Origin of the sequence: Nostoc sp. FACHB-888, from assembly GCF_014696655.1 — a bacterium.
GTDB lineage: Bacteria > Cyanobacteriota > Cyanobacteriia > Cyanobacteriales > Nostocaceae > Nostoc.
The window spans coordinates 35,088-47,251 of the sequence record NZ_JACJQM010000007.1 but is presented as its reverse complement, the minus strand read 5'-3'; the positions used below and the strand labels follow the sequence as shown (position 1 = coordinate 47,251).

General features: G+C 40.2%; 9 protein-coding genes, 1 tRNA gene and 2 pseudogenes. 5 read left to right on the top strand and 7 right to left on the bottom strand.

Features of this window, described 5'->3' with window-relative positions; genetic code table 11:
* Window positions 1–219: 219 nt before the first annotated feature.
* Window positions 220–690, bottom strand: coding sequence for a tetratricopeptide repeat protein (locus H6G26_RS06605; protein WP_190728490.1), 471 nt, complete (start codon window positions 688–690; stop codon window positions 220–222).
* Window positions 691–693: 3 nt separating this feature from the next.
* Complete coding sequence (locus H6G26_RS06600) at window positions 694–1,662, bottom strand: homogentisate phytyltransferase (protein ID WP_190728489.1); 969 nt, start codon at window positions 1,660–1,662, stop codon at window positions 694–696.
* A 414-nt stretch (window positions 1,663–2,076) separates the two neighbouring features.
* On the opposite strand from H6G26_RS06600, the gene H6G26_RS06595 reads away from it, so the two are divergent.
* Entirely contained in the window at window positions 2,077–2,697 is a 621-nt protein-coding gene (locus tag H6G26_RS06595; RefSeq protein ID WP_190728488.1) for a hypothetical protein, read from the top strand.
* A 29-nt stretch (window positions 2,698–2,726) separates the two neighbouring features.
* Here the strand turns inward: H6G26_RS06595 and cobA are convergent, their stop codons facing one another.
* From cobA to H6G26_RS06580, 3 genes are all read right to left on the bottom strand, one after another.
* Complete coding sequence (gene cobA / locus H6G26_RS06590; RefSeq protein WP_190728487.1) at window positions 2,727–3,506, bottom strand: uroporphyrinogen-III C-methyltransferase; 780 nt, start codon at window positions 3,504–3,506, stop codon at window positions 2,727–2,729.
* A complete protein-coding gene (locus tag H6G26_RS06585; protein WP_190728486.1) occupies window positions 3,503–4,249 on the bottom strand; it encodes a sirohydrochlorin chelatase in 747 nt (248 codons plus the stop codon). The genes cobA and H6G26_RS06585 overlap by 4 nt, the downstream gene beginning before the upstream one ends.
* Window positions 4,250–4,693: 444 nt before the next feature.
* On the bottom strand, window positions 4,694–5,077 hold the full coding sequence (locus H6G26_RS06580; protein WP_190728576.1) for a DUF4359 domain-containing protein: 384 nt from the start codon (window positions 5,075–5,077) through the stop codon (window positions 4,694–4,696).
* A 124-nt stretch (window positions 5,078–5,201) separates the two neighbouring features.
* Between H6G26_RS06580 and H6G26_RS06575 the strand changes: the two genes are divergently transcribed.
* The 3 genes and pseudogenes from H6G26_RS06575 to H6G26_RS06570 all read left to right on the top strand — a co-directional run bounded on the left by H6G26_RS06575 (window position 5,202) and on the right by H6G26_RS06570 (window position 9,174).
* A tRNA-His gene (locus H6G26_RS06575) sits at window positions 5,202–5,274 on the top strand.
* 497 nt (window positions 5,275–5,771) lie between these two features.
* A pseudogene (locus H6G26_RS44205) lies at window positions 5,772–5,870 on the top strand (type II toxin-antitoxin system VapC family toxin); the annotation flags it as partial.
* 883 nt (window positions 5,871–6,753) lie between these two features.
* Window positions 6,754–9,174 carry a sucrose synthase gene (locus H6G26_RS06570; protein WP_190728575.1) on the top strand — a complete coding sequence of 807 codons (2,421 nt, stop codon included), beginning with the start codon at window positions 6,754–6,756 and terminating at the stop codon, window positions 9,172–9,174.
* 77 nt (window positions 9,175–9,251) lie between these two features.
* Here H6G26_RS06570 and H6G26_RS06565 read toward each other — a convergent pair whose 3' ends face one another.
* Together H6G26_RS06565 and H6G26_RS06560 are read right to left on the bottom strand one after the other, a co-directional pair.
* Window positions 9,252–9,812, bottom strand: coding sequence for a peptidoglycan-binding domain-containing protein (locus H6G26_RS06565; protein WP_190728485.1), 561 nt, complete (start codon window positions 9,810–9,812; stop codon window positions 9,252–9,254).
* Between the two features lie 795 nt (window positions 9,813–10,607).
* Window positions 10,608–11,324 carry an ROK family protein gene (locus tag H6G26_RS06560; protein ID WP_190728484.1) on the bottom strand — a complete coding sequence of 239 codons (717 nt, stop codon included), beginning with the start codon at window positions 11,322–11,324 and terminating at the stop codon, window positions 10,608–10,610.
* Between the two features lie 339 nt (window positions 11,325–11,663).
* Between H6G26_RS06560 and H6G26_RS06555 the strand changes: the two are divergent.
* Window positions 11,664–12,015 (top strand): annotated as a pseudogene (locus H6G26_RS06555) (creatininase family protein); the annotation flags it as partial.
* Window positions 12,016–12,164: the final 149 nt, after the last annotated feature.

Genomic DNA, 12,164 nt, shown 5'->3' with positions numbered 1-12,164 from the left:
GTAAACCCTAAATCAATTAATTGTGGCTATGAAGCTTATAGCTCATAAGATTGGAATTCTAAGGGCTATAAATAAAGTGATAAAACTTGCGAAAACTGGGGACCTAGTTACGGCAGATACTGGGAAATTCCAAAACAAAAACCATTCTCGCAATCATCAAGGAAATGGAAAAATCAAGAGAATTTACGGAAAACTTAATCTCCGCAATTCTGGCTTAACTTAAGATTGGCTTAACTTATCACTCATTTTATCTAACAATTGAGTGATTTTTTTAGCTTTTTCAGGTTGGCGTTGTTTTTGCAATAAATCTTTAGCTTGTATCAGGTTAGTTCTAGCTTCTTCTTCTCGCTCTTGTTGCATGAGAAGATTTGCCAGACGCAAGTAAGCATCAGGATTTTTTGGGCTGCGACGAATCACTTCTTGGTATAATTCTGTTGCTTCCTCTACTTGGCCTTGCTGGTTTAAAACATCTCCCAAAAACAAGCGCACCACATCATTAGTAGAATTGATGGAAATCACTTTCCGAAAGGCTGCTTCTGCACCTTGGTAATCTTTTGCTTGAGCAAGATTGATTCCCTTTTGAAACAGGTTTGAGGTAATCAAAGTTTTCCAAGCAAAATAGCCAAGAATTGACAGACTGAGAACAACTACAAGAGCAGGGATAATAGAACTAGTGGGATTTTCTAGCATTGTCTAAGCCAAAAGGCAGGCGATAGGAAAAATCAGATATTCGATAAAAAATAGTTTCCAGATAAATTGGTAAAATTGGGCGATCGCAGTTTTATCTTGTAAATCTACTGTCAAACTCCGCAACCACATCCAAACTAGCAGCGCTAAATGAGCAATTACCAGAAATATAGGGTTAACTGAGGCGATGCGTAGCACCCCAACCAGAATTATCCCCAAATAGCAGGCAGTTATCACCCAAAGAGCTAGATTAAACACAGCTTGCGAACCGAGTTTGATAGTGAAAGTAGAGATATTATAAAGGCGATCGCCTTCTATATCTGGTACATCTTTAAATATAGCGATCGCAAAGGTAAATACCAAAATAAATAACGTCAGCACCCACACTAGAGGCGGAATTGTTTGGCTTTGTTTCAGCGCCCAACTATAGTGTAAATACAATCCTAAATTAACAATCGTGCCGCGCACCGAAAAAATACACAGCGCTGCCCAAAATGGGAACTGTTTTAAGCGAATTGGCGGTAAAGAATAAGCAGTACCAATAGCCAAACTAATTCCTACCATACCAAATAAGAATGGTCCAGTTAGCCACGCCACAACTAGCGCCAAAATCCCAGTAAAAGCAACAATTAATTGTCCCGTTTTTCGGGAAAACTCACCTGATGCCAACGGTAAATGAGGCTTATTAATCTTGTCAATATCAACATCTTCTAATTGATTCAGCCCCACAATGTAGACATTGCCGCACAGACAAGCAATCCATGCGCCTAAGAGAGGGAATAGGGAATAGGGAGTAGGGAATAAAGAATCAGTATTATTGCTAATGGCAATAGCAATTAAATACAAACTCAACACACTCAGACTTGTACCAATAATTGTGTGAGGACGAGAGAATTTCCAAAAAGCGTATAACCAATGGAAATATGATTGAACGGGTTTGCGTGGCAAAGGGCTGTTTTGAGAACTCTGGCTCATGAGTACCTTAGATTCAGTATTCCGGCTTATTGTTAACCCTGACTTTTCACGGAATTTGGAAAACCTCACTTCTATTCCTCTCTGCTGCTCTTGAGAAGCTGTTAATTCTCGCCATTACCTACAAAAGCTAGAGGGTTAGGTTTTGCGTTAACTTTCCACATTGCATAAATTGTCAGATTGTTAACCATTGTCACAGAATTTGGTCATTAACAAGAGCTTTCGCAGGAGAGGTAGTATTACCGTAATACTACTCAAAAGCCAGCTACACCTACGGATAGAGGATCAGTCTACTTTATGGAAGAGGCTTTATCCCGAAAAAATCTGACAACCAACCATGAAAATACCTCTTCCCGACTCTCCACTCGCTACTCCCCATAACGGTACAATCTATCAGAAAAGCAAATAAGTTAAATTATGACCGTTGATTTGATATCTAAAGCGACATTTGACTCTGTTACCGTGCTATCCCAGGCTGCGGCTGCGTATCGAGGACACAAAGGTACAGTTCCTAGTCCTGAAATACTAGTAGATGCGTTGCTAAAAGCAGAAAAATCTGCCAAGCAGCAACGGTCAACTGATCCTTTTGAGTCTCTTTTGGGTAAATGGCAACTTTGCTTTGCCACTGGCACTAAGAAAGTCAGAGAGCGTGGGGGAATTGTATTAGGCAAGGGTTTATATGTACCCAAGTTTATAAAAATCCATGTTTCCTTTAATGCCACTTTAGAGCAGGATTCAGATAGGGGCGGAATTTGTAATCAGGTTGAATTGGGCCCAGTGTTGTTGAACCTCACGGGGCCAGTGCAATATTTTAGTAAGAAAAATTTATTGGCGTTTGACTTTAACCAGATGCTTATTAGTTTGTTTGGTCGTGTTATTTACAACAGACCAATGCGTTCTGGTAAAGTTCAAACAGAAGATTTCTACGATCAGCCCATAGCTAAACTACCTTTCTTTGCCTTCTTTTTGGTGACGGAAGATTTCATTGCAGCTCGCGGTCGTGGAGGAGGATTGGCATTTTGGATTAGAGAAATTTAAAGACACTGGATTTCATTTTGTGGCAACCATTAAACTGGACGACAACCAGATAAAATATTGTGCATATTTACTACTTGTCCAATGACTGCGATCGCAGGCGCACCAAATCCAGTCTGCTCTACCTGCTCTACAATTGTCTCTAAAGTACCAATCAATTCTTCTTGTTCTGGACGCGTACCCCAGCGCACCAAAGCAATGGGCGTTTCTATATTCAACCCAGCTGCACTTAACTGTTCCACAATATAAGGCAGATTGTGAATTCCCATATAAATTACAATGGTTTCGGAACCGTGAGCGATCGCATTCCAATCCACTTTCGGTCTATACTTACCCGCGGCCTCGTGACCAGTAACAAATGTCACGGAAGAACTATATAGCCGATGAGTCAATGGAATACCTGCATAAGCTGCTGCTGCAATCCCAGATGTAATGCCGGGCACAACTTCCGTTGATATTCCAGCGTCGACTAACTCTTCCATCTCTTCGCCACCGCGACCAAAAATAAAAGGATCACCACCCTTCAACCGCACCACAATTGCATGATCCTGCGCTTTCTCAATCAGTAATTGAGTTGTTTCTTCTTGGAACAGCGAATGTTTCCCCCTCCGCTTACCAGCATTAATTTGCTCGGCTTGGGGATTAATCATTGCCAGAATTGCCGGACTCACCAAAGCATCATAGATAACTACATCTGCACATTCCAACAAACCTTTCGCCTTCAGGGTAATTAGTCCCGGATCTCCTGGCCCCGCACCTACTAAATAAACTTTTCCCAAATACTTGTTCTCCTGTTTTTCTGTGCGGTTCATCTATCTGTTAAATCGCAAATTAGCTCGGCTAATTCTGCACTTGCTCCCAGTGGCTGTGCCAATTGGAAATTCACCGCAGAAAATTGTAATTTTAGCTCCTCTATTGAGGCCGCGATCGCATCGGTTATTCCACCAGTAAATAAAAAGTATGGCAAAATTGCAATTTCTTTATAACCAGCAGCTACCAACTCTGTCACCCGTGATTCTAAACTAGGAGGCCCAGCCCAATAAGCAGCCACTGCTGACAAACTCGCCGCTATTGCTTCCACAGTTTCTTTAGAACCAGGGCGACGGCTACCATGTGCTAAGAGAATCCATGCTTCTGCTTTTATAGCAGCAGTTTGCTTTGCCAACAATTTCTCTAAATTAGGGTGAGAGCCTAAATATGGTTGCACCTCAATCATGATATCTTGACCAATAGCCTGTTGTGCTAGTGCTACTTCGGCTGGAATATCTGTCATGACATGTACTCCCGGTACCAGAAATAGCGGTACAATTTTCAGGCGATTCTGGTTTTGAGATGGTTTGCAATCACCAAAAGCGCTCTTAGCAAATTCTTGAATCTGCTCGTGTAAAGGCTGAGGACTCATTTCCAAAGCAGCTATGCCAACCAGATGTTCGCTATTTAATGCGTTGTGGGTTTTCGGCAATTTGTTACATACCAGCTTTGCTAGTTGCTGCATAGCAATTTCTGGGCGGCGATCGCGACTTCCGTGAGATACTAGCAGATACGTAGATGACATCGGCAAAGCTTGAACTCTCAGTGACTAATTCTCATATCTTACCGAAGAAAGGCAGAGGGCAGGAGGCAGATCGCGCAGCGTGTCGTAGACAAGGCAGAAGGAAGAAAATACAATTCTTGCCCTCAGCAATCAAGGGTTTAAAGCCCCTAAATTTATTTATGAAAAAAAATAAAAATATTTTTTCTGAGACGCGCAGCGCAAGGAAAAATATGTCCTTATTAAATCCCCTAAATTTATTTATGGGGGATTCCAACTGAGCCTCCTGCCTTCTGCCTTCTGCCTTCTTAATTAATATTAAGCTAGTAGTAATAGGTACTTTGGTGATCATTGAAACTATTATCAATTACTAAATACAAGTATTTCTAATCACTTTTATCGGAAACTCCAAAAATTAAATTGACTATCAGCTTCTGCTCCCCCTGCTCCCTCATCTCCCCCTGCTCCTTACTCTTTTTCGGCAGTGTAAGTATAAAATTGATCAAAAGCTCCCACGGTTTCAAATTTGTAAGAAGGTATCCAAGAGCTTATTTTTAAATCTGTACGGTAAATGCTAAAAATAATATAATTTTGTCTTTCTGTAGTCCTAGCAATAATTTCTTGGATTTGCGGGTTAGCTGAGTCAACCAACTTCTCACAATTAAAACGGATTAAATTTTCTATAAAATTGGTAGTTTTTTTGCATACATCGGTTTTTAAGTATTCTGTAAGCCGTTGCACTGCATATTCTTCATACTCAACCTGACTGGGATTAGTCTTGGCCATTGTCACACCCAAGGCGGCAAGTCCTACTGCTGCTCCAGTATATGCAATGATCGTTAAGGGTTTCATGTTTGCCAAGTAATATACATTGTAATTGTTAGATTCCACAGACTCTAAATCAACTAAGTCCGTTCCTTAAAGAAAAACTCTTGATCGCTTGCCAAATTATTGCTATAATTCAAATTGTTGAATGGCGAGCGTAGCCAAGTGGTTAAGGCAGTGGTTTGTGGTACCACCATTCGTGGGTTCAATTCCCATCGTTCGCCCTACATAATTTAATAGTCATCCAGTAAGTTCCTATATGAAGATGGGTTGTGGTTCTGAAGATTCATAACCATTACTTTAGCAAGGATCTGCTATCTACGAGTTCATGGACTTGGAAAAATCGCAAACCCACTTTAACTCATCAGATTAGCTTATAAACTAACTTTATGTATATAAGCTAATCTACTTACTCAATAAAATTAAATGTATGATGTCCACTTCTCTACAAGATTAGGACTTACGCAAAATTACACCTTGTAAAGGCAATTCATATAGACCTGTACTCCTACGGAGAAGCAAACTAAGCGACTACCCTACGAGTTCTCCAACGGAGTACCCGCAGGGTATTGCCTCTACCTAAAAGCCAGGGTTTCGGCTTTCTTGTTTCCAAACTTTGGCTAGAAACGAGAAAACGGCTCTGCCGCAAATTGAGGAGGCAAAGCGCCATACTTATCCGAGGCAGAACTATAGACTCACTTGAGAATTAGGATAACGGCTAATCTATCTACTAGATACCAATATTTGTATTGCACTGCTGAAGGAAAATCCTCGATCTGTTACTAAATTCAATCGCTTTTCCAGCCATTGCAATCTATCCAATTAAGATTCCCAACTTATCCAAGAAGCCGGGAATCTTAGCCTCAGAAGTTTTTGTACACACATTTAATTGTCAGAAAATGCCTAGAAGAATTATAAAAGTCAGCCCACAAAAGGCAAGCATAGATATAATCAGAATGTTGCCAATACTGTGGTCGGAAGCTATTGATTTATGTGTATCGGTAGGCATATAAATCGACCCCACTTAAACAACTTTTGCTTAAATTATAACTAGGGCGAATAAAGAGTAGTATATCTTTGAACAAAAATTGATTTTAATTCATTGAACTTTAGCTTAATAGTTTTGCTTAAAGCAAAGCTATTAATTTTTGTATCAAAATCTGGCAAATACATAATAGTAAAATCATTACTTGCTACCCAAATTACTAAAATATCAGCAATGATAAAAGTTGCCGAATAAATCATTTACACTCACTATTAAAATGAATATTAGCCCTCTGAAAGAATTAACAAAAGTATTGATTTACAAGTCTTACCGAGCTTGACAAGTAAATTTTGACATTAATCGGTGTGCTGATAATCAGATACACCCAAATAAATGATATAGTAAAAATTAGCTCAAGCAGTTGAGGGCGTGCAATGTTGTGCCCTAAACATAATCATGCAATTATTTACTAACATCTATCAAAAGAAATAAAAATTGTATTACTTTAGTTAGAGTCAAAAATACTGAGTCATAGATACTTTAAGTAAAGAAGAACACGATTTAAGTGCCTGCTGAAAAGTTAATATTTGTAGGTACACAGATAAATACAATTTATCTGTGTGATTTCGTGTTTATATATAGTCTAACAAAAGGTAGAGGCTGATTTGTCTCGCCTTAAAAGTCAACAATGCAAACATCGTCATTTAGTGGAGTTGCCATGTCTGAATTGCTTCAAGCAGTCTTAGATAGTGAAGAAAAAAGTGACTTGCGTTCCTTTCTAAGTGAATTACGCCAACAAGAAAAGAAGTACTTGCTGCGGAACGACATACTCAATGTATATGGTGAGTATTGCTCCAAGTCGCAGAAACCTGAGGAATTTTACACTTCCTCTGAGTTAGGTAAACTCATTTACTATACTCAGGAAATTATTCAGGAGGAATCAAACTTCTGTTTTATCATCCGTTCTAAGATTGCCAGCCAAGAAGTTTATTGGTTGACATCAGACTTGAGCATTGAACCGATGACGGTGCAGGATTTGCTGGATCTGCGCGATCGCTTGGTGAACAAATTTCATCCTAACGAAGGCGATCTGCTAGAATTGGATTTCGGGCCATTTTATGACTACACTCCAGTCATCCGCGACCCCAAAAATATTGGTAAAGGGGTAGAATTTCTTAACCGCTATCTATCCAGCAAAATATTTCAAGACTCCAAACAATTGCTGGATAGCTTATTGAATTTCTTGCGTCTGCACCACTACAACGGTGTCCAACTGCTGATTAACGATCGCATTCAATCACAGCAGCAACTTTCCGAGCAAGTTAAGAAAGCTATCGATTTTGTTAACAATCGCCCCGAAGATGAACCCTACGAGCAATTCCGGTTCCAATTGCAGACAATGGGTTTTGAACCAGGTTGGGGTAACACCGCAGCGCGAGTCCGGGAAACTTTAAATATTCTCGATGAATTGATTGATTCTGCCGATCCCCAGACCCTAGAAGCCTTCATTTCTCGTGTCCCGATGATTTTTAGAATCGTTTTGGTGTCAGCTCACGGTTGGTTTGGGCAAGAGGGAGTGTTGGGGCGTCCCGATACTGGCGGTCAGGTGGTTTATGTCCTTGACCAGGCAAAGAGCCTAGAGAAGCAGCTACAAGAAGATGTCATGCTTGCGGGTTTAGAAGGATTGAATGTCCAACCAAAGGTGATTATTCTCACCCGCTTGATTCCCAATAGTGATGGCACTCTTTGTAATCAACGGCTAGAAAAAGTCCACGGTACCGAAAATGCCTGGATTTTGCGAGTGCCTTTACGGGAATTTAATCCTAACATGACTCAAAACTGGATTTCCCGGTTTGAGTTTTGGCCTTATCTAGAAACTTTCGCCATTGATTCAGAAAAAGAACTACGGGCAGAATTTCAAGGTACACCTGACTTAATAGTTGGAAACTATACTGATGGCAACTTAGTTGCATTCTTACTGGCGCGGCGTCTGAAAGTTACTCAGTGCAATGTTGCCCATGCTTTGGAAAAATCTAAATACTTGTTCAGTAATCTCTACTGGCAAGAATTAGAGGATAAATATCATTTTTCTTTGCAATTCACTGCTGATTTGCTGGCGATGAATGCTGCCAATTTTGTTATTAGCAGCACCTACCAAGAAATTGTGGGAACGCCCGATAGTGTAGGACAGTACGAGTCTTATAAGTGCTTCACCATGCCGGAGTTATACCATGTGACCAATGGGATTGAACTATTTAGTCCCAAATTTAATGTCGTACCCCCTGGAGTAAACGAAAATAATTACTTCCCCTACACCCGAACTAAAGACCGGGTAGAAAGCGATCGCCAGCGCCTTGCAGAAATACTCTTTACTCTAGAAGATCCCGCGCAAATCTTTGGCAAACTTGACGATCCTAACAAGCGTCCTCTCTTCTCAATGGCGCGTCTTGACCGCATCAAAAACCTCACAGGTTTAGCTGAATGTTATGGTCAAAGTAAAGAATTACAGGAGCATTGCAACTTAATTTTGGTAGCGGGTAAATTGCGCGTTGAGGAATCAGGCGATAACGAAGAACGTGACGAAATTATTAAACTCTACCAAATCATTGACGAGTACAATCTCCACGGGAAGATTCGTTGGCTGGGTGTGCGCCTGACTAAAACTGATTCTGGTGAAATTTACCGAGTTATTGCCGATCATCAAGGAATTTTTGTACAACCAGCTTTATTTGAAGCTTTTGGGTTGACAATTTTAGAGTCGATGGTTTCAGGATTACCGACTTTTGCCACACAGTTTGGTGGCCCACTGGAGATTATTCAAGATAAGGTTAATGGGTTTTTGATTAACCCGACAAATTTAGACGAGACAGCCACGAAAATTGTGGAGTTCATCACTAAATGCGAACAAAATCCTAACTACTGGGGTGAAATTTCTAAGCGAGCAATTGACCGAGTTTACAGCACCTATACTTGGAAAATTCACACTAGCAAGCTATTATCATTAGCTCGGATTTATGGCTTCTGGAACTTTACCTCGAAGGAGAATCGGGAAGATTTGTTGCGTTATATTGAGGCTTTGTTCTATTTACTTTACAAGCCAAGAGCGCAAGAACTATTAGAGCAGCACAAGTACCGATAATAAGTTAGGAGTGAGGAGTTAGGAGTTAGGAATTATAAAAATAAAAATTTTCCTAACTTTTAACTCCCAACTCCTAACTAAATTGTCAACGCCCGCCAAGTTCGTTGACCAACTATTCCATCCGTTGCTAAATCCTGTTGATTTTGAAAGGCTTTGACAGCAGTTTCTGTCAGTGCGCCATAAATCCCATCCACTCTAACGGCATAACCGCTAGACACTAACAGCCGTTGTAAGACTCTGACAGCAAGACCAGAGCTACCGAAATAAAGAGTCGGCATCGGTTGGCTACTGAACTTCTGAAACCGTCCTGTAGCCTTTGCTTTTGTACGGACTTGACCTCCAGACTGAGAATACTTATTAGACTCACCTAAATTAGAAGAAGCTAGTCCCGGATTCTTTTTGCTGATTTTCTTAAGTATATGTTGTTTCTCTGGTGCGATCGCTGAGGAAGAAGCCTGAGAAATCCCATCTGTCTGCATGAATTCAGGTGGTGTGACTTGAGCAGTTATTTCTAACTGACTCTGTTTTGACTGTTTTACGTCATTTTCCACCTGAACTAATTGCTGCTGTGGCAAATTGGCCCCAGATGCTTGTCTTATTGCTAGCACGCCCGTCATCATCAGGCCAATTTCAGTCATTGTAGTTCATTTTATTTCAACCAATATTTCTTTTAACCAACAACATTGCTGCTGTTCGGGATAGTACATACTGACCAAATAAAAAAGTCATCTAATAATTTTTTCAGAGAATATTTTCATAATCATATTTGCTCACCTCCTATTCCATATAATCAGACTACTATTATTAGTTTTGTGCTTTCTTTATCTTTAATCAAGCCATGAACTTGTAAGATATGGTATCTAAATCAACGGTTTAGACAATAACATACTATATGATCATATGGGAATGTCATCAAGCAATTTTGCCTATTTATCTTTAGATCGCGCTTGATATGCTGATTTTCTCATGTTTAGAATGGCAGTAAAAATACTACTGGATTCATAGAGTCAGTTTTCTAAGTATTGATCAATACAACATTTAGCAATAATGATAAACTCTTAATTCCAAATAATTTTTCTTCCTTCATAGGGGTTATAAACCTTCGTCGTCTTTTTGGAAAGCGTATATTTCAAACTCAATAAAATGAAACTATAGAACATTGTTGCACAGTCTAGAGTTTAGAGTAATGCATGACAAAATTACACAGACCCACTGAATATAATGTCTGTGCAATTCTTTTGTCTAACTTATGTTAGTTTTTATACTACATATAAATATTAAGAAAGAAGCACCTTAATAAAAAGCGCAACGCTGATAGCGAGTATTCGTACCGGGGAAGCAAGCTAGGCTAGGCAGAGCGTTTAGTAGAGAGCGTCAGAGGACACCTTTAGACATCTTTTAGTACCGCTCAGTTGTGAATGCTGAAGAACTTTTTATCTTTTTTCATCTCGCCACAAAGCAATACCGCCTAATAAACCAGTGATATTAGGGATGAGCTTTACATTTAACGGTAGCTCGAAATTGACTTTCACGGCTTCACCGCCGCCAATGTAAAGGTAATCATAATTGAATAGATGTTGCAAAGATGCGATCGCCTTTTCTAAACGCCTATTCCATCTTTTCTCACCAATTTTTTCTAACTCTGCACGCCCTAACTGCTGCTCGAAAGTCTCTCCTTTGCGAAACGGGTGATGCCCCATTTCCATATTCGGTACTAGCTTCCCATCCACAAATAAAGCTGAACCAAACCCTGTTCCCAGAGTAATCACCAATTCGACACCTTTACCTGCGATCGCACCAAACCCTTGCATATCTGCATCATTAATCACCCGTACTGGCTTGTTTAAGTGTTTTAATAATGCTGTTTCTAAATCAAATCCGATCCAATCTGGATGTAGGTTTACCGCTGTTTCCGTGACTCCACACCGCACCACGCCGGGAAAACCGACTGAAACGCGATGAAATTCACCTTGAGCCGCAGCCAACACAACAATTGCATTAATTACAACCTCTGGTGTTGCAGGTTGGGGCGTATCTAAACGCGCCCTTTCCGTTACAGGATTGCCTGTAATATCCAAAACCATAGCTTTAACGCCACTACCGCCAATATCAACCGATAGGGTACGAACCGATCCATTTTCTTCAACCATTGAATTTACATCCTTTTTACTGTTTAGTTAGTGCTTGTTACTTCGTTATTATGCTCTGCTACATCTGATCATATTCGGATATTTCGAGAGTCTTTATACTTGGTGGGGAGTGGGGAGGCGACGAAAAATAACTAATGACTAATTAACGCGATGTGCAACTTATTCTTGGAACCCCTCTCCAAACCTCTCTCCGAAACGGAGAGAGGCTTTGATTCTTGCTCCCCAACGCTAGTAGGGGAGGGGTTGGGGGTTAGGTTTGAGATAAAGTCGCACACGGCGTTAATTACTAATGACTAATGTCCAATACCGCTAAGATATGAATGGCACAATTTAAGTAATATGCACAGTTTCATTCCACGAAAACGGTTTTTTCCTTACCTTACCTGGACTGATATCCAGCCAATGCCAGATAAAGAAAATGTGGTGATCATCCAGCCAGTAGGGGCAATTGAACAACATGGCCCTCATCTGCCATTGATTGTAGATGCTGCGATCAGTATGGGGGTGCTAGGAAAAGCTGGATACCAGAATTCCTGCCTATGCTTTACCTAATCTTTATTATGGCAAATCTAACGAACACTGGCACTTTCCCGGTACGATTACCCTCAGCACGGCAACTCTCACGGCAATCATTATGGAAGTGGGAGAAAATATTTACCGGGCTGAGTTTAGAAAACTGGTATTAATGAACTGTTTTACTCAAAGTTAAAAATCCAATACATTAAATGCAGAACAGCATCTAGATTTGCTAATGTTAAGAGGGATAATGGAAATAGTACTAGCGTAGCTGCTTAAAATTTATCGGGCAGCGAGTTTCTATTAAAACTAATATAAGAGAAA